The sequence below is a fragment of the Mesorhizobium sp. B2-5-3 genome, from assembly GCF_006441005.1.
Classification (GTDB): domain Bacteria; phylum Pseudomonadota; class Alphaproteobacteria; order Rhizobiales; family Rhizobiaceae; genus Mesorhizobium.
This window is the reverse complement of the sequence record NZ_VFUS01000003.1, coordinates 524,543-547,788: the sequence shown is the minus strand read 5'-3', so window position 1 is coordinate 547,788 and position 23,246 is coordinate 524,543. Positions and strand designations below refer to the sequence as shown.

25 protein-coding genes are annotated in these 23,246 nt (G+C 62.5%); 5 read left to right on the top strand and 20 right to left on the bottom strand.

Translation table 11 applies throughout. The features are described from left to right. The 5 genes from FJ867_RS10350 to eno form a co-directional block, all read right to left on the bottom strand. The coding region (locus tag FJ867_RS10350) for a biotin/lipoyl-containing protein (RefSeq protein WP_246675031.1) at positions 1–415 on the bottom strand (415 nt) is incomplete at its 3' end. Positions 416–433: 18 nt separating this feature from the next. Beyond that, positions 434–1,825, bottom strand: coding sequence for a pyruvate dehydrogenase complex E1 component subunit beta (locus FJ867_RS10345; RefSeq protein ID WP_140515428.1), 1,392 nt, complete (start codon positions 1,823–1,825; stop codon positions 434–436). 15 nt (positions 1,826–1,840) lie between these two features. Then, entirely contained in the window at positions 1,841–2,878 is a 1,038-nt protein-coding gene (pdhA, locus tag FJ867_RS10340; protein ID WP_140525504.1) for a pyruvate dehydrogenase (acetyl-transferring) E1 component subunit alpha, read from the bottom strand. Between the two features lie 214 nt (positions 2,879–3,092). Further along, entirely contained in the window at positions 3,093–3,416 is a 324-nt protein-coding gene (locus FJ867_RS10335; RefSeq protein WP_140501344.1) for a septum formation initiator family protein, read from the bottom strand. A 157-nt stretch (positions 3,417–3,573) separates the two neighbouring features. After that, positions 3,574–4,848, bottom strand: a complete 1,275-nt coding sequence (gene eno / locus FJ867_RS10330; protein ID WP_140817298.1) for a phosphopyruvate hydratase — start codon at positions 4,846–4,848, stop codon at positions 3,574–3,576. A gap of 199 nt (positions 4,849–5,047) precedes the next feature. Between eno and FJ867_RS29285 the strand changes: the two genes are divergently transcribed. Continuing rightward, positions 5,048–5,170: a hypothetical protein gene (locus FJ867_RS29285; protein WP_263483006.1), complete on the top strand. Its 123-nt coding sequence runs from the start codon at positions 5,048–5,050 to the stop codon at positions 5,168–5,170. A 68-nt stretch (positions 5,171–5,238) separates the two neighbouring features. Here the strand turns inward: FJ867_RS29285 and FJ867_RS10325 are convergent, their stop codons facing one another. The 7 genes from FJ867_RS10325 to FJ867_RS10300 form a co-directional block, all read right to left on the bottom strand. Further along, complete coding sequence (locus FJ867_RS10325) at positions 5,239–5,604, bottom strand: PRC-barrel domain-containing protein (RefSeq protein ID WP_140501340.1); 366 nt, start codon at positions 5,602–5,604, stop codon at positions 5,239–5,241. Between the two features lie 172 nt (positions 5,605–5,776). Further along, on the bottom strand, positions 5,777–6,622 hold the full coding sequence (gene kdsA / locus FJ867_RS10320; protein WP_140817296.1) for a 3-deoxy-8-phosphooctulonate synthase: 846 nt from the start codon (positions 6,620–6,622) through the stop codon (positions 5,777–5,779). Next, on the bottom strand, positions 6,619–7,509 hold the full coding sequence (locus tag FJ867_RS10315) for a VOC family protein (RefSeq protein ID WP_140584221.1): 891 nt from the start codon (positions 7,507–7,509) through the stop codon (positions 6,619–6,621). Before FJ867_RS10315 ends, kdsA begins: the two co-directional genes overlap by 4 nt. A 48-nt stretch (positions 7,510–7,557) precedes the next feature. Then, entirely contained in the window at positions 7,558–7,848 is a 291-nt protein-coding gene (locus FJ867_RS10310; RefSeq protein WP_140501335.1) for a Dabb family protein, read from the bottom strand. 118 nt (positions 7,849–7,966) lie between these two features. Beyond that, positions 7,967–8,101 (bottom strand): hypothetical protein, encoded by a 135-nt coding sequence (locus FJ867_RS29280; protein WP_263486323.1) that lies wholly within the window; start codon positions 8,099–8,101, stop codon positions 7,967–7,969. 201 nt (positions 8,102–8,302) lie between these two features. Further along, a complete protein-coding gene (locus FJ867_RS10305; protein ID WP_140817294.1) occupies positions 8,303–10,279 on the bottom strand; it encodes a bifunctional 2',3'-cyclic-nucleotide 2'-phosphodiesterase/3'-nucleotidase in 1,977 nt (658 codons plus the stop codon). Positions 10,280–10,431: 152 nt separating this feature from the next. After that, positions 10,432–11,697: an NAD(P)/FAD-dependent oxidoreductase gene (locus FJ867_RS10300; protein ID WP_140817292.1), complete on the bottom strand. Its 1,266-nt coding sequence runs from the start codon at positions 11,695–11,697 to the stop codon at positions 10,432–10,434. Between the two features lie 165 nt (positions 11,698–11,862). On the opposite strand from FJ867_RS10300, the gene FJ867_RS10295 reads away from it, so the two are divergent. Further along, positions 11,863–12,522, top strand: a complete 660-nt coding sequence (locus FJ867_RS10295) for a 5-formyltetrahydrofolate cyclo-ligase (RefSeq protein WP_140501329.1) — start codon at positions 11,863–11,865, stop codon at positions 12,520–12,522. Between the two features lie 30 nt (positions 12,523–12,552). On the opposite strand, the gene FJ867_RS10290 is transcribed toward FJ867_RS10295, so the two are convergent. Next, the gene (locus tag FJ867_RS10290; RefSeq protein ID WP_140501327.1) at positions 12,553–13,026 is read right to left on the bottom strand and encodes an Lrp/AsnC family transcriptional regulator; all 474 of its coding nucleotides are present in this window, start codon (positions 13,024–13,026) and stop codon (positions 12,553–12,555) included. A gap of 158 nt (positions 13,027–13,184) precedes the next feature. Here FJ867_RS10290 and ald point away from each other — a divergent pair, with 158 nt between their 5' ends. Beyond that, positions 13,185–14,300, top strand: coding sequence for an alanine dehydrogenase (gene ald / locus FJ867_RS10285; RefSeq protein ID WP_140501325.1), 1,116 nt, complete (start codon positions 13,185–13,187; stop codon positions 14,298–14,300). Positions 14,301–14,676: 376 nt separating this feature from the next. Here ald and FJ867_RS10280 read toward each other — a convergent pair whose 3' ends face one another. The 6 genes from FJ867_RS10280 to FJ867_RS10255 form a co-directional block, all read right to left on the bottom strand. Beyond that, a complete protein-coding gene (locus tag FJ867_RS10280) occupies positions 14,677–15,144 on the bottom strand; it encodes a DUF1203 domain-containing protein (RefSeq protein ID WP_140557270.1) in 468 nt (155 codons plus the stop codon). 143 nt (positions 15,145–15,287) lie between these two features. Beyond that, positions 15,288–15,845, bottom strand: coding sequence for an OmpA family protein (locus tag FJ867_RS10275; protein ID WP_140817290.1), 558 nt, complete (start codon positions 15,843–15,845; stop codon positions 15,288–15,290). A gap of 96 nt (positions 15,846–15,941) precedes the next feature. After that, on the bottom strand, positions 15,942–16,505 hold the full coding sequence (locus FJ867_RS10270) for a GNAT family N-acetyltransferase (RefSeq protein WP_140761945.1): 564 nt from the start codon (positions 16,503–16,505) through the stop codon (positions 15,942–15,944). Between the two features lie 2 nt (positions 16,506–16,507). Continuing rightward, a complete protein-coding gene (sseA, locus tag FJ867_RS10265) occupies positions 16,508–17,359 on the bottom strand; it encodes a 3-mercaptopyruvate sulfurtransferase (protein ID WP_140501318.1) in 852 nt (283 codons plus the stop codon). 81 nt (positions 17,360–17,440) lie between these two features. Further along, a complete protein-coding gene (locus FJ867_RS10260; RefSeq protein ID WP_140515436.1) occupies positions 17,441–18,184 on the bottom strand; it encodes an alanyl-tRNA editing protein in 744 nt (247 codons plus the stop codon). Next, positions 18,184–19,218: a cysteine synthase A gene (locus tag FJ867_RS10255; RefSeq protein WP_140501314.1), complete on the bottom strand. Its 1,035-nt coding sequence runs from the start codon at positions 19,216–19,218 to the stop codon at positions 18,184–18,186. The genes FJ867_RS10260 and FJ867_RS10255 overlap by 1 nt, the downstream gene beginning before the upstream one ends. A gap of 229 nt (positions 19,219–19,447) precedes the next feature. Here FJ867_RS10255 and FJ867_RS10250 point away from each other — a divergent pair, with 229 nt between their 5' ends. Next, positions 19,448–20,269, top strand: a complete 822-nt coding sequence (locus tag FJ867_RS10250; RefSeq protein WP_140501312.1) for an SDR family oxidoreductase — start codon at positions 19,448–19,450, stop codon at positions 20,267–20,269. Positions 20,270–20,361: 92 nt separating this feature from the next. Then, entirely contained in the window at positions 20,362–21,336 is a 975-nt protein-coding gene (locus tag FJ867_RS10245; RefSeq protein WP_140625160.1) for an alpha/beta fold hydrolase, read from the top strand. A gap of 108 nt (positions 21,337–21,444) precedes the next feature. On the opposite strand, the gene FJ867_RS10240 is transcribed toward FJ867_RS10245, so the two are convergent. Next, positions 21,445–22,860: a DEAD/DEAH box helicase gene (locus tag FJ867_RS10240; RefSeq protein WP_140515439.1), complete on the bottom strand. Its 1,416-nt coding sequence runs from the start codon at positions 22,858–22,860 to the stop codon at positions 21,445–21,447. Between the last annotated feature and the right edge of the window lie 386 nt (positions 22,861–23,246).

Here is a 23,246-nt window from a genome sequence, read left to right as displayed (position 1 = left end):
CGGCAGGCCTTCCGGCCGGGGTGGGGGGCGCGGCGGTGGGTTCATCCGCGGCGCGACCTCCCCCATCGGACGGAGAGGTGGGAGTCTCGGTCTTCGATGTCTCAGCCTTGGGAGGCTCCGCTTTCGCCGGTGCGGCATCGCCACCGCTTTTCGCGGCGGCACTTGCCTCCTCACCCTCGGCGGCAAGCACGGCGATCAGCGCATTGACCTTGACGCCTTCGGTGCCGGCGGGAACGACCAGTTTCGCCACCGTGCCCTCATCGACGGCTTCGACTTCCATCGTCGCCTTGTCGGTCTCGATCTCGGCAATGACATCGCCGGGCGAAACCTTGTCGCCCTCCTTCACGAGCCACTTCGACAGATTGCCCTCTTCCATGGTGGGCGAGAGGGCCGGCATGGTGATGTTGATTGGCATTGTGTCCTCCCGCCCGGTTCAGCGATATGAGACGGCTTTGACGGCCTCGATGACTTCGCCGACATTCGGCAAAGCCAGCTTTTCGAGATTGGCCGCATAGGGCATCGGCACGTCCTTGCCGGCAATGGTGATGACCGGCGCGTCGAGGAAATCGAAGGCTCGCTGCGACACCTGGTTGGCGATATGGTCGCCGACCGAGTTCTGCGGGAAACCTTCTTCCACCACGACCAGCCGGTTGGTCTTCTTCACCGAGGCGATGATGGTGTCGAAGTCGAGCGGACGGATGGTCCTGAGATCGATGATCTCTGCGTCGATGCCCATGCCGCGCAGTTCCGCTTCGGCCTTGACCGCATAGGTCATGCCAATGCCGAAGGAGACGATGGTGACGTCCTTGCCTGACTTATGGATGCGCGCCTTGCCGATCGGCAACACGAAGTCGTCCAGCTTCGGCACGTCGAAGGACTGGCCGTAGAGGATTTCGTTTTCGAGGAAGATGACCGGGTTCGGATCGCGGATCGCCGCCTTGAGCAGTCCCTTGGCGTCTGCGGCGGTATAAGGCATCACCACCTTCAGGCCCGGTATGTGGCTGTACCAGGCGGCATAGCATTGCGAATGCTGGGCGGCGACGCGAGCCGCAGCACCATTCGGCCCGCGGAAGACGATCGGCGCGCCCATCTGTCCGCCGGACATGTAGAGCGTCTTGGCGGCCGAGTTGACGATCTGGTCGATCGCCTGCATGGCGAAGTTGAAGGTCATGAATTCGACGATCGGCTTCAGGCCAGCCATCGCCGCACCGACCCCGACGCCGGCAAAGCCGTGCTCGGTGATCGGCGTGTCGACGACGCGACGCGGTCCGAACTCCTGCAGCAGGCCTTGGGTGATCTTGTAGGCGCCCTGGTACTCGGCAACTTCCTCGCCCATGACGAAGACATCGCCGTCGCGGCGCATTTCCTCCGCCATGGCATCGCGCAGCGCTTCGCGCACCGTGGTCGAGACCATCTCGGTCCCGGCGGGTATGTCAGGATCGGCGGCGACTTCCGTCTTCGGCGCGGCCGCCACAGGCGCCGCTGCCTCGCTCTTGGCCGCGGCGGGTGCCGGTGTCGGCGCCTTTGCCTCAGTCTTGGCGGGCTCTTCACCGATGCCTTCGCCGGCCTTGTCGACATCTTCGCCATCGACAGCCAGCACGGCGATCACCGCGTTGACCTTGACGCCTTCGGTGCCTGCGGGAACCACGATCTTGGCAAGCGTGCCCTCATCGACAGCTTCGACTTCCATCGTCGCCTTGTCGGTTTCGATCTCGGCGATGACGTCGCCGGCGACGACCTTGTCGCCCTCGTTCTTCAACCACTTGGAAAGATTGCCCTCTTCCATGGTCGGCGAAAGGGCGGGCATGAGAATTTCGATCGGCATGTCCTTGCCCTCCCGTTACAATACGATGTCGGTCCAGAGCTCGGACGGATCCGGCTCGGCGTCGTGCTGGGCAAACTCGGCGGCATCGGCGACGACGTCGCGAACCTCCTTGTCGATGGTCTTCAATTCGTCCTCGCTTGCCCACTTCTTCTGGATCAGCCGCGCTTTGACCTGCTCGATCGGGTCATGCTCGGAGCGCATCTTCTGCACTTCTTCCTTGGAGCGGTATTTCGCCGGGTCGGACATCGAATGGCCCCGATAGCGGTAAGTCTGCATTTCGAGGATCAGCGGCCCATTGCCGGCACGGCACCATTCGGTAGCGAGATCGCCGGCGGCCTTGACAGCACGCACGTCCATGCCGTCGACCTGGATACCGGGAATCTTGAACGAGGCGCCGCGATTCGAGAAGTCGGTCTCCGCCGAGGAGCGCGATACCGAGGTGCCCATGGCATAGCGGTTGTTCTCGATGATGTAGATCACCGGCAGCTTCCAAAGCGAGGCCATGTTGAAGCTTTCGTAGACCTGGCCCTGGTTTGCGGCCCCGTCCCCGAAATAGGTCAGCGTGACATTGTTGTTGCCGCGATAGCGGTTGGCGAAGGCCAGACCCGTGCCGAGCGACACCTGCGCGCCGACGATGCCGTGGCCACCGTAGAAATGCTTCTCCTTGGAGAACATGTGCATGGAGCCGCCCTTGCCCTTCGACAGGCCGCCTCGGCGGCCGGTCAGTTCGGCCATGACGCCACGCGGCGACAGTTCCATCGCCAACATATGACCGTGGTCGCGGTAGGCCGTGATCATCTGGTCACCGTCGATCAGCGCCATCTTCATACCGGTGACGACCGCTTCCTGGCCGATGTAGAGATGGCAGAAGCCGCCGATGAAGCCCATCCCGTAAAGCTGGCCGGCCTTTTCCTCGAAACGGCGAATAAGCAGCATGTGCCGGTAGGCGGCGAGCTCCTCGTCCTTGGTGAATTCCACTGGTTTGGGCGCGGAAAGGCCCGATTTGCCGTCGGATTTCGATTTGGCAGGCGCTTTCCTGGCTGCGGTTGCCATGCATCACTCCCTGTTGGCGTCTCTTCGCGGACATTTCGAGCAAGATGAAATCTGCTCGAGCAAGATGAAATCTGCTCAGGGGAGATCAGCTCTCCCCACTGATTTTGGGGAGGCTAACACGTGAGAACGTGTTCCGCCATGTCGAAATTGCATAGCTGGCATGCGACTAAGCAATTAGAATCATTGAAAATATTGGTGATTAACCTGATATTGGTTACTTTGCCGAGACCGGCAACATGATGGTGATTTCGTCGGCCTGGGACAAATTCAGCGCCTTACGCGCCTGCTCGTCGAGCATGTCCTTCTCCAGCGTGCCGTCGTGCATCAGCTTGACGCGCCGTTCCAGCTCCATCCTGCGCGCCTTGATCGCATCGAGCTGGGCCTGCAGGGCAACAGTCTCGGCCTCCAGCTGGTATTTCGAATTGATGCCGAACTCGCCGTGATAGGCATGAAAGCCGAAATAGGCCAGGAACACCGCGCAGAGCGAGGGGATGATCAGCCGGCCGGTGTTTCTCTGTTTGTGCTGACGCGTCCACATCGTCCGTTCCCTCGCAGTCGCGAACTCGGGCGACCACGGTCTTTTTCGCTCCATTGTGCTTAACGGACGGTTACGGATGACGCGTCCACAGGCGCTCCAACGAAAAAGGGCGGGAATTCCCGCCCCTCACCGCCATCCCTGTGTCCGATGCTCCGGCTCAGCCCTTCAACATCGACTTGCCGGCGTAGCGCGCCTGCTTGCCGAGTTCTTCCTCGATGCGGATGAGCTGGTTGTATTTGGCCATGCGGTCGGAACGCGACAGCGATCCGGTCTTGATCTGCCCGCAATTGGTGGCGACGGCGAGGTCGGCGATGGTCGAATCCTCGGTCTCGCCCGAGCGATGCGACATGACGGCGGTGTAGCCGGCCTTGTGCGCGGTCTCGACGGCATCGAGCGTCTCGGTCAGCGATCCGATCTGGTTGACCTTGACCAGGATCGAATTGGCGACCCCCATGCGGATGCCATCGCGCAGGCGCGCCGTATTGGTGACGAAGAGATCATCGCCGACGAGCTGCGTCTTCTTGCCGATCAGGTCGGTCAGATATTTCCAGCCTTCCCAGTCATCCTCGGCAAGGCCGTCCTCGATCGAAATGATCGGATAATCGGCGGCGAGCTTGGCCAGGTATTTCGCCTGCGCCTTCGGATCGCGTGTCTTCTTCTCGCCTTCATAGACGTAGTTGCCGTCCTTGAAGAATTCCGTCGCAGCGCAATCGAGGCCGAGCGCAATCTCCTCGCCCGGCTTGAAGCCGGCCTGCTCGATCGACTCCATGATGAAATGGAGCGCCACCGGCGCGCTCTTCAGGTTCGGGGCAAAGCCGCCTTCGTCGCCGACATTGGTGTTGTGGCCGGCGTCCTTCAGCTTCTTCCTCAGCGTGTGGAAGACCTCAGAACCCCAGCGCACGCCTTCGCGCAGCGTTGGCGCACCGACCGGCAGGATCATGAATTCCTGGAAATCGATCGGGTTGTCGGCATGGGCGCCGCCATTGATGATGTTCATCATCGGTACCGGCAGCAGATGCGCCTTGGTGCCCCCGACGTAACGATAGAGCGGCAGGCCGGCGGCTTCGGCCGCGGCCTTGGCCACCGCCAGCGACACGCCGAGAATAGCGTTGGCGCCGAGCCGGCTCTTGTTGGGCGTGCCGTCGAGTTCGATCATGGTCTGGTCGATGTGGATCTGGTTTTCGGCTTCCATGCCGCCGATTGCCTCGAACAGTTCGCCGTTGACCGCCTCGACGGCCCGCAGCACGCCCTTGCCGAGATAGCGGGCGCCGCCGTCGCGCAGTTCGACGGCTTCATGCGCGCCGGTGGAAGCTCCAGACGGCACGGCCGCGCGGCCCATCGAACCGTCTTCGAGCACGACATCGACCTCGACGGTCGGATTTCCACGGCTGTCCAGGATTTCACGCCCGACAATGTCGATGATGGCGGTCATTGCGATGTCCCCGATTGATCTGACGAAACGTCGCGCCCGTCTTAGCCAAAGCGGCGCAAAAGGCAATCGGGCCACCGCCAATTATTGCCGCCGGCGCGATTCACGAAGCGCAAATTCCTGTCATCATAAGTCATGCGCCATAGGATGGCCGCCGGTCTATGATGGCGGCTGCGCGGGGCGAAACAGGAGGAGTTTCGCCATGTCCGAGTTAAGCGGTATCGTGAGTTTGTTCCTGATCGCGGCGGCGTTCCTGACGTCCTGCGACAACCAGCAGCCTCCACAGGGCGCGGTGCAACTGTCGACCCTCCGCAGCGCGGAGTAAGCACGGCAGGCGATCATGTAAAAGGCCCCCGCTGGTTTGCGGGGGCCTTTTCACGTCAGGCTGGCCGGTCAATGCCAGTAAGGCTCGACCTTGTAGTAATTGTAGGAGGCGTCACGTGCGGCCTCGCCATCGGCGCCCGTCAGCTCGTTGATCGAATAGGCGGGAGCGGCTTTCAGCTGGTCCTTCGAGAATGGCACGACATAGCCGCCCCTATCCTCATCGTAATCCAAACTCGCCCACGGGATGGCGTGATATTTTTCACCCATGCCGAGAAAGCCGCCAAAACCGATCACAGCGAACATGATGCCGTTGGACAGCTTGTCGAGCATGACGTCCTCGATGCTGCCGATCTTCGTGCCTTCGGTGTTATAGACGGATGTGCCGATGACCCGCGAAGCAGCGATAGCCTCTGTGTGTCCTGCCTGGGTTGTCATGATGTGCTCCTCATTGTCGTTGCTCTGGACTTTCACAATGAGGGGCGAGATCGAAGGTTCCCGACTTTTCCGCCGGTCTGTTCGACTTTTTCCACCTGTATAAAGGTGACTTCTTACTGACGTGGCAGGCCGATATATGCCCTCCGCGGCGACGACCTTCAGCTGCGCCGGGTCAGCGGGCCTTCGCTACCCGATCGAACGCCATCAACCTTTCCAGAAGTGCCGGCATGTCCTTCAGCGGCACCATGTTCGGTCCGTCGGACGAGGTCGAATTATCCGGATCCTGGTGGGTCTCGATGAAGACGCCGGCAACGCCGACGGCGACAGCCGCGCGGGCCAAGGTCTCGACAAAGCGGCGTTCGCCGCCGGACGAACCGCCCTGCCCGCCCGGCTGCTGGACCGAATGGGTGGCGTCGAAAATCACAGGCACGCCGATGTCGGCCATAATGGGCAGGGCCCGCATGTCGGAGACGAGCGTGTTGTAGCCGAACGAGGCGCCGCGCTCGGTGGTCAAGACATTGGCGTTGCCGGAGCCAGTGACCTTGGCCACCACGTTCTTCATGTCCCAGGGCGCGAGGAACTGTCCCTTCTTGACGTTGATCACCTTGCCCGTCCTTGCGGCGGCAACCAGCATGTCGGTCTGGCGCGACAGGAAGGCCGGGATCTGCAGCACGTCGACATGCGGCGCAACGATGGCGCACTGTTCCTCGGTGTGGACGTCGGTCAGTACCGGCAAGGAGAATTCCTTGCGCAACTCGTCGAAGACCGGGAGCGCCGCCTCCATGCCGGCACCGCGCGTTGCCGACAGGGAGGTGCGGTTGGCTTTGTCGTAGCTGGTCTTATAGACGAGGCCGATGCCCAACCTGCCTGTCAATTCCTTCAGCGCGCCGGCCATGTCGAAGGCATGCTGCCGTGATTCGAACTGGCAAGGGCCGGCGATCAGCGACAGCGGCGCTGCGTTGTCGAAGACGACATTGCCGACGGTTACCGATGAATTGGGCGCCAAGGCGTTGCTCATTGTATCTCCCGAAAGATGAAGGCCGCGCCCTGCCCGGATGTCGGCTGCACGACGATATCACTGCCCGACATATCGTATCTGATGGAATTGGCTGCAAGCAGACCTGCCGCGACGGCGGCACGCCGAACCGAAAAGACGACTGCCGCGAAGCGGAGTTGCGTCGGCTTACCGGCGGGCACGCCAAAGCGTGCCGTGAAAGAGGCCGGGTCGAGTACAGTCAAGATAGCGTTAGGTAGACGAAAAATGGAGGCGCGCGCGTCAGCCGTTGGATCGTTTACTGCCACGGAAATCAGCCGGCGCTGCTCGGCGGGCTCGTCGCTGATCGCCACGATCTCGACAATTCCCGTGGCACCGTTGGCGTGAGCCTGCAGCGCCGTGCGGTCCACTTCCGGCGCGTTGACACGCTGGCAGGCGAACAGGAACGCATCGGTTGAACCCCCGGTCGACGCGAAGGCCAGTTTGAATGACGCCATGTCGCTTTTACCGGCACCGTCGGTGAACGCCCGCGAAAAGCCTAGCATGTCCCCGCCCGACAGGCTCGCATCGACAAAGCGTGCATGGTCCGCATCGGCGTCGTCCGTGGTCAGGACCACGGCGGAAAAACCTTCATTGCCATTGCGGTCACGATAGAGCCGGTCGCGCGCGACGAAGACATTGCCCTGGCCGGCGGCTTTCATCGCGGCCTGGTCATCGCCGACAGCCAGCGGTTCCAGATAGGTGCCGTCCGCGAGGAAGACGCAGCAATTTTCCGTGCCGAATGGATGGATGCCTGTCGGCGCGACGATGAAGCCGAGGGCCGTTAGCCGCGCCCGCGCCACATCCAGGCTCGAGGTCGGCAGCACGAGGTGATCGAGCGGATGAGTGCCTGTGGGTGGTGTTTGGATCATGCCAGCGCGGTGTGCATCATTGCGCAAAAGGGTTCAAGGGCGCCCGAATCAGCTTCCGGCCACCACATCGGCGGAATAACGCAGTTCGCGCAATGGCTTGACCCTGCTGGTGGTCTGCGCATAGAGCGGATGCGCCTTGTAGGCGGCCAATGCGGCGGCATCGGTGAACTCGGCGTAGACGACCACGTCGATCTCATCCGACAGCGGATCGACCTTGGTGTTCAGCGTCACCTCGAACAGGCTGGAATGGGGAATGCCGCCGAGCGCCAGCAGCCCAGAGCGCACTGCCTCCACATCCTCGCCACGCCGCGCGCTGAAGAAAACGATATGCCGGATCAACCCCGCCTCCTCGATCAAAAATCCGGGGTCTTTTGTGACGACGAAACCGTCAGGTCAACCGTTCAGGGTGCCGCGCGTCCTTGCGACGCGCCCGGGATGCACGAGACCTGAACGGGAACTAGGCCTTGCCGGTGACGTAACGCACCACGTGAGAGACATTCCTCACCGTCATATCGAGGTACCGGCCCTGGTTGTAGAGACCGTCCCAGATCAGGAAAAACGCAACGGCGGCGATGACGATGACATAACGCATGGCTAATCTATCGCATAAGCCCGGCTGTGCTCATAGACGTTTCCGCCAGGCAAAGACGGGATCCGTGTCGACCCTCGTCCGGTATATGAACTCTCGGCACCTGGAACTGCCAAATCAATGCCGGCGCGCCTTCGATCTCGTCGCCGGGCGACTGGCCGGGCATGATCCAGAAATGGCCCGCGGCGCAATTGCGAATGGCGGTCAGAGAAGGATGCGGTATTTCGCAAATCCTGCCTCGCCGGCGCCCGCCGGCTCGATCTTCAATGACTTCACTTCGGCGATGAGGTCCTTCGCCTTGGGCCCTGTCTCGAACACGACGCTGGTTCCGGGCAGCGGCGCGAACGACCAGTTGCCGTCCGCCGACGGGTTGATGGTGCCCTGCTTGACGATGTAGCGGACGATGACGTCGCGGTTGGTGTCTGGCGCTTCGTAGATAATTTTGGAAGCGTCGATGTCAGGAAAATTGCCGCCGCCGCCGGCCCGGTAGTTGTTCGTTGCAACGACAAATTTCTGATTGGGATCAATCGGTTTGCCGTCGAACATCAGGCCGACGATGCGATTGGCACTAGCATTGGCCAGCCCGCCCTTGGCATCGTATTTCGGCGGCTGCGACAGATCTATTCTGTAGGTGACGCCGTCGATAACGTCGAAATTGTAGGACGGAAAGTCGGTGTTGATGAGCGCCTGGTCGGCCTTGCCAGGTTCGATCCGGTTGAAGATGCCGGCCGACATTTCCAGCCATTCCTTGACCTGCGCTCCGGTGATCTCAACGGCCCGCACGGTGTTGGGATAAAGGTAGAGGTCGGCGACGTTCTTGATCGCGATGTCGCCTGCCGGCACATCGGTGTAGTAGTCGGCGCCATTGCGCCCGCCTGCCTTGAAGGGGGCTGCCGCCGACAGCAGCGGCACGTCCTTCCATTGTGTGTTTTTCAGGATGTCCTGGAGGTACCAGGTCTGCGCCTGGCTGACGACCTGAACCGACGGATCGTCGGCGACCAGCGCGAAATAGGAATAGAGCGGCGCTGCGGTCTTGCCGACGGGACGACGCACATAGGCGAGCGTTGCCTGGTGGTCCTGCTCAAGCGCGGCGATGATGCGGTTGTCGTCCGCGACAGTCGGCTTGTTCTTGTTGTCGACACGTTCGAAGATCGGCCGCGCTTCCGAGGTGGCGGAAACGATCTTCCATTTCGATCCGTCGCGCTCCAGCATCAGGTCGATCAGGCCCATATGCGAGCCCCAGAAGCCGCCCATGACGGCCGGCTTGCCCTGCAGCGTACCCTTTTGCGCATCGACGCCTTCGAGCGCCTGAAAATCCTTCTTGCCAGGGAACACCAGATGCTGGTGACCCGTGAACACCGCGTCGATGCCTTCAACGCCGGCGACAAAGAACGATGCGTTCTCCATCATATCGCCCTGCTTGATGTCGATGCCAGAATGCGAGAGCGCGATGATAATGTCGGCGCCCTCTTCCTTCATCTGCGGCACCCAGGCCTTGGCGGCCTCGACAATGTCGCGCGTTCTGACATTACCTTCGAGGTTCTTGAGATCCCAGACCATGATCTGCGGCGGCACGAAGCCGATGATGCCAATCCTGATCGGTTGCTCGGTGCCTGAACCGTCCCTGATCTTCTTGTCGAGGACGACGTAGGGCTTGAGGTAGAGCTTGTCGTCGCGCGGGTTCGCGGCAAGCTCGGTGCCGCGGATCAGGTTGGCGCAGACGAAGGGGAAATTGGCGCCGGCCAGAACCTTGTCCATGAAGGACAGGCCGTAGTTGAATTCGTGGTTGCCCAACGTCGAGCACTCGTAGCCGAGCAGGTTCATGCCTTTCATGATCGGATGCAGGTCACCGTCCTTCATGCCCTTTTCATAGGCGATGTAGTCGCCCATCGGATTGCCCTGCAGCAGGTCGCCATTGTCGATCAGCATCGAATTAACGGCTTGCTTGCGCACCGCGTCGATCAGGGAGGCCGTGCGCGACAGTCCCATCGTGTCATTCGCTTTGTCGGCGTAATAGTCATAGGGCAGCACATTCACATGGATGTCGGTGGTCTCCATGATCCGGAGATGCGCCTGGTTGGCCTGGGCGCGGGCGGAGAAAGGGTGAAGCGCAATCAGCGCGCCTGTGGCGGCGGCGCCCGCGAGGAGACCGCGGCGGGAGACGGAATGGACCGGCGACATGTTTTCTCCTTTTCGACGACACGAAAGACCCTGGCCGAAAGCGAACTTCGCGCTGAAACCTATTCGAGTCCATTCAAGAAGTTGCGCGCATCGGAGTTGTCAGTCGATCAGCAACAGATGACGCGCGGATGAACGGGCGCAAGCGCGGAAGATCAGCCCTTGTCGTCGTCGCCCTGCGTGATCAGGCGGGCGCTGCGTTGGCCCGTGACGTAGATCCATAGCCAGCTCAGCGACACCGCGAGCCGGTTGCGGAAGCCGATCAGGAAATAGATGTGCGCCAGTCCCCACAGCCACCAGGCCGGCCAGCCGGTCAGCCTGATCCAGCCGAAATCGATCGCCGCGGCGCGCTTGCCGATCGTGGCCAGGTCCCCGGCATGCTTGTAGTGGAACGGCCTTACGCTCGTATCGCCGGCAAGCCTGGCCTTGATGGTCGCGGCAACATGGCGGCCCTCCTGCTTGGCGGAAGGCGCCACGCCGGGAACGGGCCGTCCATCGGGCCGCAGCACGAGAGCGGCGTCGCCGATGACGAAAATCTCGGGGCTGCCCGGCACGGTGAGATCGGGTTCAACCAGCACCCTTCCCGCCCGGTCGGCGGCGGCGCCCAGCCATTCGGCTGCCGGCGAAGCGGCAACGCCCGCCGCCCACAATATGGTCCTCGCCGGCAGATGCGTGTCGCCGAAGACGACGCCCTCGGCGTCGCAGCGCGTGACCGCCCGGCCGAGTTCGATCGTCACGCCGAGCCGCTTCAACGCCTTTCCGGCATAATCGGACAGTTTCGGTGCGAAATTGGCCAATATGCGGTCGCCAGCCTCGACCAGCACCACACGCGTCTCGCGCGTGTCGATGTTGCGGAATTCGCCGCGCAGTGTGTCGTGCGCCAGTTCGGCAATGGTGCCGGCAAGTTCGACACCGGTCGGACCGCCGCCGACGATCGCGATCGTCAGCAGCGCCTGGCGCCTGGCAGGATCGGTTTCCCGTTCGGCCTGCTCGAAGGCGAGCAGAATGCGCCGTCGGATGGTGGTGGCGTCCTCCAGCGTCTTCAACCCTGGCGCGAACGGCTCCCATTCGTCGTGGCCGAAATAGGCATGTCGGGCGCCGGTGGCGAGCACCAGCGTGTCGTAGGCGACGGTGCTGCCGTCATCGAGCAGCACGCGTTTTCCGGCTCGGTCGATGCCGGTGACATTGGCGAGCAGCGTCGTCACGTCCTTGCGCTTGCGCAGCAGGTGGCGGATCGGCCAGGCGACCTCCGAGGTCGCCAGCGCCGTCGTTGCGACCTGGTAGAGCAGCGGCTGGAAAAGATGGTGATTGCGTTTGTCGATCATGGTGATGCGCACGGGCGCACCGGCGAGAGCGCGGGTGAATTCGAGGCCGCCGAACCCCGCCCCTACGACGACGACATGGTGATTGGCTTGATCCATCGCATTCACCCTGACCAGCAATATCGCATGCCTTTGATGTAGGAGCTTTTGTGCAATGCAACAACACGAAGGCCGTGCCCGAGACTCGTCGTTCCATGTCGTGAATGCACATGTCGCATCCCCCCGCCGGGTATAGCGTTATGGAAAACAGCGATGAGGTGAAGCATGGCCAACGATCACGACGACCAGGGTCCGGCGCAATATTCCTCGCCGCCATGCTTCATGCACGAACTCGATCCCGCGTTTCACGCGCCGATATCCGATTGGACCGACGTCAGACGATGGCGCAAGGCCGAACGGGAACGCCTGATCGCGGCGCGTCTCGCGGTTTCCGCCGATGCGCGAACGGCGATGTCGCAGAGCATCGCCGGAGCCCTTGACGCGGCGATCGGCGATATCGCCGGCCGCATGGTCAGCCTCTATTGGCCGTTTCGCGGCGAGCCGGACCTGCGGCCATGGATGGCCGCCATCAATGAACGAGGCGGGCGCACCGCGCTGCCCGTCGTCATCGAAAAGGCACAGCCGCTGATCTTCCGGGCCTATGTTCCGGGCGACCGGCTGGAGAAGGGCGTGTGGAACATTCCGATTCCGGCCGAGGGCGAACCGGTCTTGCCCGACATCGTCATCTCGCCGATCGTCGGCATCGATTCCGGCAATTATCGCCTGGGCTATGGCGGCGGGTTCTACGACCGAACGCTGGCGGCGATGCCGTTCAAGCCCCTGGTCATCGGCGTCGGCTACGAATTGCAGCGCATCGCCACCATCTACCCGCAGCCGCACGATATCCCGATGGACCGGATCGTGACGGAGGCTGCCAAGGCGTAGACGGCTGAAGGCATGGAAGGCTGAGAATGCTCAGGCCATTTCGGGCTTCAGGCCCATCGCCGTCCGGTCGACGATTTCGCGCAGGGCAAAAGACGAATTGATCTTCGTCACATGCGGCATCGCCGACAGCCACTCCTTGTGGATGCGTTCGTAGTCGGCAAGGTCCTTGGCCGCGATCCTGAGGATGTAGTCGTACTCGCCCGACATCAGGTGGCAGGACAGCACGTTCGGGCAGCGCTTGATCGCAGCCTCGAAATCCGACAGCGTCTTCTCGAACTGGCCCGACAGCGATATGTGCACGATCGCCGTCATCTGGTGACCAAGTGCTGCATTGGAAAGCCGGGCATGATAGCCGCGGATGGTTCCGGATTTCTCCAGATTGTCGAGCCGGCGCGAACAGGCCGACTGCGACAGGCCGACCCTTTCGGCAAGGGCGGCGTTCGGCATCCTGCCATCCTTCTGCAAGGTCTCCAGAATGGCGATATCAATCCTGTCGAGTGGCATTCTTCGTGATTCCTGCGAATTTTTGCGCATTCTACGCAACAATTATCGAATAGCGAGCCCTCCTGCAAGTGCATTCGCAAACACTTACGCAACGATTCGTGGTTGACTGCGTCAATACAGGGAACGAGCCCCGAAGGGCCGTGTCAGGAGAAATGAAAATGCGCGTCGGCTGCCCCCGGGAAATCAAGAATCATGAATATCGCGTCGGACTTACGCCCGGCTCGGTCCGCGAATATGTCGCCCACGGACATGAGGTGCTGGTCGAGACCGGCGCCGGGGCCGGCATCGGAGCCGACGACAACGCCTATCGCGCTGCCGGCGCCACCATCGCCAAGACGGCGGCCGATGTGTTCGCCAAGTCGGATATGATCGTCAAGGTCAAGGAGCCGCAGCCTAACGAATGGGCCCAACTGCGCGATGGCCAGATCCTCTACACCTATCTTCACCTTGCTCCGGATCCGGAACAGACCAAGGGCCTGCTCGCTTCGGGCGTTACCGCCATCGCCTATGAAACGGTGACCGACGACCGGGGCGGCCTGCCGTTGCTGGCGCCGATGTCGGAAGTCGCCGGCCGCCTGTCGATCCAGGCCGGCGCCACGGCGCTGCAGAAGGCCAATGGCGGCCGCGGCGTGCTGCTCGGCGGCGTGCCCGGCGTGCTGCCCGGCAAGGTCACCGTGCTCGGCGGCGGCGTCGTCGGCCTGCACGCGGCCAGGATGGCGGCTGGCCTGGGCGCCGACGTCACCATCATCGACCGCTCGATCCCGCGCCTGCGCCAGCTCGACGACCTCTTTGCCGGCCGCGTCCACACCCGCTATTCGACCGTGGAGGCTCTGGAAGAAGAGTGCTTTTCCGCCGACATCGTCGTGGGCGCCGTGCTGATCCCGGGTGCTGCGGCGCCGAAGCTGGTCTCGCGCGAAATGCTTTCGGGCATGAAGAAGGGGTCGGTGCTGGTCGACGTCGCCATCGACCAGGGCGGCTGCTTCGAGACCTCGCACGCGACCACGCATGCCGAGCCGACCTACGAGGTCGACGGCGTCATCCACTACTGCGTCGCCAACATGCCGGGCGCCGTGCCGGTCACCTCAGCACATGCACTCAACAACGCGACTCTGCACTATGGCCTTCAGCTCGCTGACAAGGGCCTGAAGGCGCTGGTCGACGACCATCATCTGCGCAATGGACTCAACGTCCACAGAGGCAAGATCACCAACCGTGCGGTCGCCGAAGCGCTCGGCTACGAACTGGTCGAACCGAAGGCGGTTCTCGCGGCCTGATTCTCCTGAGAGGATACCTGCCTCCCGTCAGCCCGCCGGTCATTCCCGGCGGGTTTTTTCTTTCCGGATTGGCGGCTGTCAGGCCTGCACCCGGCTCGGACTTAAAACATGTGCCGCAACCTGCGTCTCGGCGCCAATTGCAAGTTTAACTGAGCCCTCCAGGCAAATAGTCGAAGCCCATATGCTTCTTTGCGCAGAAAATTTCTGTGGAAGGTTCAGGCAAACAAAAAAGCGGAGCCAAGGCCCCGCTTCCTCGATGTCGAGATTTGCCGCCGGTTCATCCGCGGTCGACAAATCGATCGACGGCTACCCGTGTACCGCAATGGTATGACAGGAGTACGACAGCGCTCCGCTATCGCACCGCCACATGCGCCCGTCAGACACGTTCGATCCGGCACTGGAAGCAATTGTTGCGCGCCGAGCGGACATGCACGTAGGCAATCTCGTCGCGTTCCAAGAGAGCCTCGGCGCGCGCGGCGATCGCATCGGTCGCAATGACGCCACCGCTGCCATAGACGATGCGGTCATCCCTGCCGTAGCCGCGCACGATATAGTCCGGGCTTTCGAGAATTTCGGGAAGTGCCTGAGATTCCGCGGCGCGCTCGCATTCCTGCGCGTGAAGGAAGATCGGTCCGGTCTCGGCATAGGGCTGAAGTTTGGGGAATGGCCGGTAGGCCAGGATGAGATAGTCGTCTCCGTCGGCGATGTTCTTCAGGCAATGCCGGCATGGCATGCCGTCGCCGTCGGAGACCTTACGCTCGGGCGTGTTTCCATAGGCATCGGGCCCGCCGCGCTGAAGCGCTCGTACATCTTGTGTCGGCAAGGCTTTGAACTGGATGGTCATGGCGAAAATCTCCGATGTCATTGATCGGAAATTATGCGCATCAGCCCCCGCCTCCCACCCGATTCCTGACAATCATTGGCCCTTGGTCGGCTTGTTCCAGCCGACCAAGGCAAGGCGAACTTCACCGGATTGTCGGAACTCCCTCAGCGAATGAAGTCGTCAAAGCGACGGAGGGTGACCCGCCGGTTCCGCCAGTTTTCGTTCTGCGTCTGCACCAGCAGGAATTCCTCGCCATAACCGACCGTCTCCAAAGCATAGGCCGGCACGCCGAACTCGCGCACCAGCGTGCGCTTCAGCGAGGCGGCGCGCTGTTCCGACAGGATCCGGTTCGATTGGAAGGAGCCGACGGCGTCGGTATGGCCCTCGATGAGGACGCGCGCCCCGGGGTTGCGGCGCAGGATACGCTGCAACGCATCGGCGATAGTGTCGATCTTGTCGTATTGCGAGCTGGAGATCGCGGCCGAGCCTAAAGCGAAATTGATCGACTGGATATCGATCGACCGGGCCATGCGGCGCAGGTCCGGCCGGCGCTTGAACTCACGGATGGTGACGCGCTCGTTCGGGCGCAGCTTCACGCGGGGTGCCGCCTCGAGCTTTCGTTCGATGGTTGCGGCCGAAGGCGTTGTCGCCTGCGCGGCGGCGAGACCGGGCATTGCGATTGCCGCGATCAGCGCGGCGGCGAGGGTACGGCGGGTCAGCATGTCTTTTCTCCTTCGGCCCGTATTATGTGCGGGCAAGATGGCAGAGACAGGCTGAAGCGCGGATGAACGAGAGGTTCAGCTTTTGTGAGGGCGTCGCTATGGCCGCATGACGCTGGCCGAGCGCTCGGCGAAGGGCAGAGGGTGAACGGTCTCCTTCTTCTGCGCCACCGGCGCGAAGCCGAGCTTCTGGTAGAGCGGCAAGGCAGCAGGATGGTCGAGCGTGCAGGTCTGCACCATCACCCGCTTCGGTCCATACGACCAAGCCGCGGCGATCGCCGATCCCAGGAACCAGCGGCCGATGCCTTGCCCGGTGGCGTGTTCCATCATGCCGAAATAGGCAAGCTCGACTTCTTCCGGCAGATGCGGCTTGAGGTCGAAAAAACCGGCGGGCGCGCCATCGAGATAGAGCACCCTGATGTCGCGATCCTCGCGGTGGATGCCGGCCGAAAGCTCGTCGTCATCCAGCCTCAGCACATTGACCCAGTGCCATTTACGCCCCACCCGATCCATCAGGTACCGGTAGAAGTGCAGCGGAATGTCCTTAGTTTTCAGGAGTGCGACCTGGCGGTTGTAGGGCATGGGCGGCGACACGGCCGGTGGCGCATGCATCTCGAGGAACGTCACCGTGACTTCGATGTCCTTCAGCTCGCCGTTTTCCATCGTCATTCCTTGCCTGTCACGACTGGTGTGTCGGAGAGACCGCCCCATTCGGTCCATGAGCCGTCGTAAAGCCTGTTGTCGGTATGGCCAAGCGTTTCCAACGCAAGCGTGATCACCGCCGCCGTAACGCCGGAGCCGCAGGAAGTGACGATAGGCTTCGACAGATCGAGGCCGGCGTCCTCGACCACCTTGCGCAACCGCTCCTTCGGCAGAAGCACGCCGTTTTCCGACAGCGCCGAATAAGGCAAGTTGCGCGCGCCCGGCATATGGCCGGAACGGACGCCCGCGCGCGGCTCCGGCTCCGCGCCGGTGAAGCGCCCTGCCCCGCGCGCATCGGCAATCTGGCTTTCCCGGGTTCCGACGATGCGGCGCATATCGGCAAGGCTGGCGACCCGGCCGGCGTCGAAATCGGCGTGGAACACGCTGGGCGCGATTTTGGTCGGTTCGGCCGTCACCGGCCGGCCGGCCGCTTTCCAGCCATCGAAACCACCGTCAAGGATATACGTCTGGAAGACGCCCATCACCCGGAACATCCACCATGCCCGAGGTGCCGAGAAAAAGCCCGGGCCGTCATAGACGATGATCGTGTCATCTGCCGAAACGCCCATCGCGCCGACATACTGCGCGAAATGCTGCGGCGACGGCAGCGTATGCGGCAGCGCGGCGTCCGGATCGGAGACCGCGTCCTGATCCAGGAAGCGGGCGCCCGGAATGTGCCCAGCGTCATACTCGGCGCGCGCGTCGCGGTTTTGCGCCGGAAGATACCAGGATGCATCGACAATCGTCAGGCCAGGCTGGCCCAAACGCTCCTGCAACCAGTCAGCGTCGACGGTGAAAGGACTGTCTTCAGCCATTGTGGTTCTCCTGCCGCCATTGACCAGACGTTGTCTTGCCTTGCCGCATGATCTTGTCCGAAAACATCGTAGCTTTCGAGATCATGTTTGGGGCATCGGTCCAAACCGGATGCGGAAGCGCCGGTTTTCACGCCCCTTCTTCTCGATCTTGCCGATATGGATTTCGCCGATCTCGCCGGTGCTTTTGACATGGGTGCCACCACAGGGCTGACTGTCCACCGAAGCATTCTCGCCGATGCAGACCAGCCGGATTTTGCCGGTACCTAGCGGCGGACGGACATTCTTGGACTTCACCAGACCCGGATTGGCGGCCAGTTCCTCGTCGCTGATCAGCCTGGTAAAGATCGGATGATCGGCCCGCACCAGGCCCATCAGGCCAGCCGTCACGTCTTCCTTGCTGAAGCTGGCGTCGGGAATGTCGAAATCGACACGGCTGTCGTCTTCCGAAACCGCCGCGCCGGTGATCGGAAACGGGCAGACGACGGTGAGCAAATGGCAAGCGGCATGCATGCGCATCAAGAGATGACGTCGCTCCCAGTCGATTGCGAGCTTCAGGCGCTCGCCGACCGCAGGCGCGGCTTGTTCCGGCGCCGGCACGTGGATGATCTCGTCCTTTGTTTCCCCGGTGATGGTAGCGGCCAGGACGATGCGGCTGCCATCGGCGCGCTGGAGATGGCCGCTATCGCCCGGCTGCCCGCCCGAGGTGGCATAGAAGATGGTGCGGTCCAGAACGATGCCGCCGCGCTCGTTGACGGCGACCACCACGGCATCGGCCGTCCTGAGATAGGCGTCGTCGCGAAACAGCGCTTCGGTCTTGTGCGCCATCACACGACCTTTTCAAACGGCACGGAAATATCTGATTTCTCTTCCATCCAGCCGGGCACCGGCAGCTTCTTTTCGCGCAGGAATTCGGGATTGAACAGTTTCGATTGGTAGCGTGTGCCGTAGTCGCAAAGAATGGTCACGATGGTATGGCCGGGGCCGAGTTCACGCGCCAGTCGGATCGCGCCCGCTATGTTGATGCCGGTCGAACCGCCGACGCAAAGGCCTTCCTCCTGGACCAGGTCGAAGACGATCGGCAACGCATCCTCATCACGAATTTGGAACGAGAAGTCGGGCGTGAACCCATCGAGGTTGGCGGTGATGCGTCCCTGCCCGATGCCTTCGGTGATCGAACTGCCCTCGGATTTCAGCTCACCGCTGGTATAGAAACTGTAGAGCGCAGCGCCCAGCGGATCGGCGAGAGCGATCTTTACGTCTTTGCTTTTCGCCTTCAGTCCGAAAGCGACGCCGGCCAGCGTTCCGCCCGAGCCGACCGCCGAGACGAAGCCGTCGACCTTGCCGCCGGTCTGGCTCCAGATCTCCTGCGCCGTGGTGCGGATGTGCCCGTCGCGGTTGGCGACATTGTCGAACTGGTTGGCCCAGATAGCGCCGTTCGGCTCCGAACGCGCCATTTGCTCAGCCAGCCGCCCCGACAATTTCACGTAATTGTTGGGGTTCTTGTACGGCACGGCCGGAACCTCGATCAGCTCGGCGCCGAGCAGCTTGATCGTGTCCTTCTTCTCCTGGCTCTGCGTTTCGGGAATGACGATGACGGTGCGGTAGCCGAGCGCCTTGGCGACCAGCGTCAGCCCGATGCCCGTATTGCCGGCCGTGCCCTCGACAATGACGCCGCCCGGCCTGAGCAGCCCACGCTCTTCGGCATCGCGGATGATGAACAGGCCGGCGCGGTCCTTGACCGACTGTCCTGGATTCATGAATTCGGCCTTGCCCAGGATCTCGCAGCCGGTTTCTTCCGAAGCCCTGTTGAGGCGGATCAATGGCGTGTTGCCGATAGCGTCGATCACGGAGCGGGGCATTCGGGAGTCCTTGTGTAGCTGCGCGAAACCCTAGAAACCCGAAGCTTCGGTTTCAAGGCAAGAATTTGCCTGGTCCAGTCGCATTTTCCGTACTGCATTTGCGCCGGCGTCACCTTGGTGCCGGGCCTATCCGCGTTGTTCATTTGCGGCCGGCGTCGAAAACCGCTCTTTTCATTCGATTTCTTCGCGGTTAGAGCAAAAGCCAAGAACAATTCGACGGGGGCGCAGCATGACACTCTATCGGGCCGACCCGAAGCATGGCGTCGCCTGGGTCACGGGAGGCAGCAGCGGCATCGGCCGTTCGCTGGCCAGGGACCTTGCGTCCCAGGGCTATGCGGTGGCCGTAACGGCACCCGATGGCGATCCCATCGACACGCTGATTGTCGAGACCGCGCAGATGCCAGGCAAGGTCAAGGCTTTTCCCTGCGACGTGACCGACGAGCCGCGCATGGCAAGAACCGTCGCTGCAATCGAGAACGAGCTTGGCCCCATCGTGCTCGCCGTCTTAAACGCGGGCAACTACATTTCCACGCCTGGCGAGGCTCTCGTCGTCAGCGATTTTCGCCGGTCTTTCGAGGTCAACTATTTCGGCATCATCAACGGGCTTGTGCCGGTCGTCGAACGCATGCGCGTGCGGGCGCGCGGTCATATTGTGCTGGTCGGCTCGGTCACCGCTTATTTCGGCTGGCCGACGACCGCCGCTTATGGCGGCACCAAAGCGGCGATCAACATCCTGGCCGAATCGCTGAAATACGATTTCGACAAGATGAACGTGCGCGTCCAGGTCATGAATCCGGGCTTCATAGACACACCGCTGACCGAGAAGAACATGCTGCCCATGCCGGGGCTGATGCCGGTCAGCCGAGCGACGCGGCGCATGGTGCGGGGTATCAAATCCGGCGGCTTCGAGGTCACATTCCCGCGCCGGACGAGCTGGCCCCTGAAGCTGCTCAGCCTGTTGCCGAGACCGGTGTACCGAGGCGTGATCAGCCTCATGACGAGCTGGAAGGCACGGCCGCTGAATTACGACCGCAAGCCGCCGAGCGAATAGAAGCCAGCGGATCGGCGGCTTCATCGCCGGCCGGTCGTTGCCTGTTCCCCGCCACCGCCGTAGGTTTGTTGTTGTTGCGTTTGGAGTCTGCGATGGGGCGACGAATCGTGCTTGCTGTGCTGGGGTTAGTCGCCATCCTCGCACTGGCCTTCGTGCTCGGCCCGCGGGTTCCCGTCGACACCACGATCCGCTTCGATCCATCCGCAATCGGCGACGATCCGCAGGCCTACGTGGCCAGGACGGAAGCGGCGATATCCGGCATCCGTGACGGGCTGGAGAAAGAGATCATCTGGGCCAATCCGATGGTGCATGCCAGGACACGGCTGTCGATCGTCTATATCCACGGCTTTTCGGCGTCGAAAGGCGAGCTCCGCCCGCTGCCCGACGAGGTTGCCGACCAGCTCGACGCCAATCTGTTCTTTACCCGCCTCACCGGCCACGGGCAGGATGGCGCGGCCATGACGCAAGGCAGCGTCGATGCCTGGATCAACGACTATGAGGAGGCGCTCGCGATCGGCCGGGCCATCGGCGACAAGGTGATCGTCATCTCCACCTCGACCGGCGGCTCGCTGGCGGCCTGGGCGGCAACACAACCGGGTGCTTCGGACGGCGTGGCGGCGATCGCGTTCATCTCGCCGAATTTCGGCGTCAAGGCGTCGGGCGCCGGGATCCTGACCATGCGATGGGGCAAACAAATAGCCGAACTCGTCGCCGGCAAGGAGCGCAGCTTCATGCCGCGCAACGCGCTGCACGAGAAATTCTGGACCACCAGATATCCCCTTGCCGCGACGCTGCCGATGCAGGCGCTGACGGAACTTGCCTATGGCGCGCCGGTGGAGAAAGCGGTGGTCCCTGCCCTCTTCATCTTTTCGGATTCGGACAGCGTGGTGCGGCCTGACCGCACGCGTGAAATCGCCGGGCGTTGGGGCGCGCCGCACGAGCTGGTTCCGGTCGACGATACCGGCGATCCCGACAACCACGTCATCGCCGGCGACGCCCTGTCGCCATCGACCACGACCTTCCTTGCACAAAGAATTGCCGTCTGGATCGAGGCGGTCGCGAAGTAGCCCGAGCTTCCATACGGAAAGGGCGACCGCAGCCTCACCGCGGTCGCCCTTTATCTCACTGGTGACCAGCCGGGCACGCAAATGCCCGGCCAATACGAAGCGGCCTGCCTACGCGGCCCGCGCCGCGGGCCGCTTGCCGCCGAAGCGGCGTTTATTGTTGCCCTTGAAGGGCTTGGCGCCTTCCGGTTTGCGGTCGCCAGCGAAGGCCGGCTTGTCACCGAAGCGCTTCTTGCCGGAGCCGTTGTTCTGGCCGCCCGGCCGCCTGCCGTCGCGACGGCCATTGCGGTCGTTTCGGTCATTGGCAGGCTCGAAGCGCTCGTTCTTCTCAGCCGGGTTGCGCTGCGGATCGGGGCTGCCGAGATGGTCGGCGACAACAGGCAGCTTGGCGCGGATGATGCGTTCGACCTGGCGCAGCTTGCTGTTCTCGGACGGATCGCAGAGCGTAATCGCAATGCCGTCCCGGCCGTTGCGGCCGGTGCGGCCGATGCGGTGGACATAGCTCTCCGCCTCATCAGGCAGGTCGAAATTCACGACATGACTGATGCCGGGCACGTCGATGCCGCGCGCGGCGATATCGGTGGCCACCAGAATGCGCACCGAACCCTCGCGGAAATCGTTCAGTGCCTTCTGCCGCGCATTCTGCGACTTGTTGCCGTGGATGACAGCGGCCTTGAAGCCGTCGCGCTCGAGGTCCTTGGTTACCCGGTCGGCGCCGTGCTTGGTGCGCGAAAAGATGATGACGGACTTCATCGTCTCGTCGGCGAGCATCGTCGACAGCACTTGGCGCTTCTGCTTGGTGCGGGCAAGGACGACGCTCTGCGCGATCTCGGCCGCCGCCGTGCTTTGCGGCGCGACTTCGACACGGATTGGGTTCTTCAGCAGGCCTTTCGCCAGTTCGGCGATTTCATTGGGCATAGTCGCGGAGAACAGCACCGTCTGACGGTCCGGCGCGGTCGCCTTGGCGATGCGCTTGACGTCATTGATGAAGCCCATGTCGAGCATGCGGTCGCCCTCGTCGAGCACCAGCCATTTGGTGTCGGCAAGCATGAGGTCGCCTTCGCGCACCAGATCGGTCAACCGGCCAGGCGTGGCGATCAGGATGTCGACACCAGGCGCAACCTTCTTCACCTGGCTGAAGCGCGAGACGCCGCCCAGCACGAGCGCGGTCGAGACATGCGCGCCCTTGGCGAGGATCTTGATGGTGTCCTCGATCTGCACGGCGAGCTCACGAGTCGGCGCCAGGATCAGCGCGCGTGCCGTCTTCGGCCGGCGCTTGGTGCCGAGCGCAATGATCTTCGACAGGATCGGCAGCGCGAAGGCCGCAGTTTTGCCGGAGCCGGTCTGGGCGATGCCGAAAATGTCACGGCCTTCCATCTGCGGCGGGATCGCCTGAGCCTGGATCGGCTTCGGATCGGTGAAGCCGGCGGCATGGGTGGCCTTGAGCAGCGCACCCGTAATTCCCAGTGCTGCGAAACCGGAGAGTTCTCCAGTGTCGTTGCCGGGCAAAGTGTTTTCGTTGGTCAAAATATTCTTCTTTCACGCGGCCTCTGGCCGCAAACATCAATGGCGGCAGGGCGCAACCTGCCGTCGAATCAATTGTCATGGAACGACAAGGCGGCGGACGTGTTCGTCCGCGCGGCTGCGCTGTCGTGCCCGCAGGCATCATGCCACGGGGCTTTTTCGCCACCTTGCTAACCAATCGGGGCCGATCAGCAGGAAAGAGGGAAAACAGACGCAACCAGTCTCATTCGAGGAGAAGGCCGGATCGGTCCGGCCCAAGCGCCTATGCCGTGCATATGGCTGAGTTCGCTCTGAAATGCAAGGGCATCATGTTGCAGCGCAACAAAACGCCTCGAAAAAGCGACGCTTGCGCTCACCTGCGGGCATCATTACCACAAAGCAGCCCGCGC

Coding starts and splice junctions, on each gene's coding strand:
- FJ867_RS10345 (WP_140515428.1), bottom strand. CDS start 1,825: ATGCCGATCGAAATTCTCATGCCCGCCCTTTCGCCGACCATGGAAGAG.
- pdhA (WP_140525504.1), bottom strand. CDS start 2,878: ATGGCAACCGCAGCCAGGAAAGCGCCTGCCAAATCGAAATCCGACGGC.
- FJ867_RS10335 (WP_140501344.1), bottom strand. CDS start 3,416: ATGTGGACGCGTCAGCACAAACAGAGAAACACCGGCCGGCTGATCATC.
- eno (WP_140817298.1), bottom strand. CDS start 4,848: ATGACCGCCATCATCGACATTGTCGGGCGTGAAATCCTGGACAGCCGT.
- FJ867_RS29285 (WP_263483006.1), top strand. CDS start 5,048: ATGTCCGAGTTAAGCGGTATCGTGAGTTTGTTCCTGATCGCGGCGGCG.
- FJ867_RS10325 (WP_140501340.1), bottom strand. CDS start 5,604: ATGACAACCCAGGCAGGACACACAGAGGCTATCGCTGCTTCGCGGGTC.
- kdsA (WP_140817296.1), bottom strand. CDS start 6,622: ATGAGCAACGCCTTGGCGCCCAATTCATCGGTAACCGTCGGCAATGTC.
- FJ867_RS10315 (WP_140584221.1), bottom strand. CDS start 7,509: ATGATCCAAACACCACCCACAGGCACTCATCCGCTCGATCACCTCGTG.
- FJ867_RS29280 (WP_263486323.1), bottom strand. CDS start 8,101: ATGCGTTATGTCATCGTCATCGCCGCCGTTGCGTTTTTCCTGATCTGG.
- FJ867_RS10305 (WP_140817294.1), bottom strand. CDS start 10,279: ATGTCGCCGGTCCATTCCGTCTCCCGCCGCGGTCTCCTCGCGGGCGCC.
- FJ867_RS10300 (WP_140817292.1), bottom strand. CDS start 11,697: ATGGATCAAGCCAATCACCATGTCGTCGTCGTAGGGGCGGGGTTCGGC.
- FJ867_RS10295 (WP_140501329.1), top strand. CDS start 11,863: ATGGCCAACGATCACGACGACCAGGGTCCGGCGCAATATTCCTCGCCG.
- FJ867_RS10290 (WP_140501327.1), bottom strand. CDS start 13,026: ATGCCACTCGACAGGATTGATATCGCCATTCTGGAGACCTTGCAGAAG.
- ald (WP_140501325.1), top strand. CDS start 13,185: ATGCGCGTCGGCTGCCCCCGGGAAATCAAGAATCATGAATATCGCGTC.
- FJ867_RS10280 (WP_140557270.1), bottom strand. CDS start 15,144: ATGACCATCCAGTTCAAAGCCTTGCCGACACAAGATGTACGAGCGCTT.
- FJ867_RS10275 (WP_140817290.1), bottom strand. CDS start 15,845: ATGCTGACCCGCCGTACCCTCGCCGCCGCGCTGATCGCGGCAATCGCA.
- FJ867_RS10270 (WP_140761945.1), bottom strand. CDS start 16,505: ATGGAAAACGGCGAGCTGAAGGACATCGAAGTCACGGTGACGTTCCTC.
- sseA (WP_140501318.1), bottom strand. CDS start 17,359: ATGGCTGAAGACAGTCCTTTCACCGTCGACGCTGACTGGTTGCAGGAG.
- FJ867_RS10260 (WP_140515436.1), bottom strand. CDS start 18,184: ATGGCGCACAAGACCGAAGCGCTGTTTCGCGACGACGCCTATCTCAGG.
- FJ867_RS10255 (WP_140501314.1), bottom strand. CDS start 19,218: ATGCCCCGCTCCGTGATCGACGCTATCGGCAACACGCCATTGATCCGC.
- FJ867_RS10250 (WP_140501312.1), top strand. CDS start 19,448: ATGACACTCTATCGGGCCGACCCGAAGCATGGCGTCGCCTGGGTCACG.
- FJ867_RS10245 (WP_140625160.1), top strand. CDS start 20,362: ATGGGGCGACGAATCGTGCTTGCTGTGCTGGGGTTAGTCGCCATCCTC.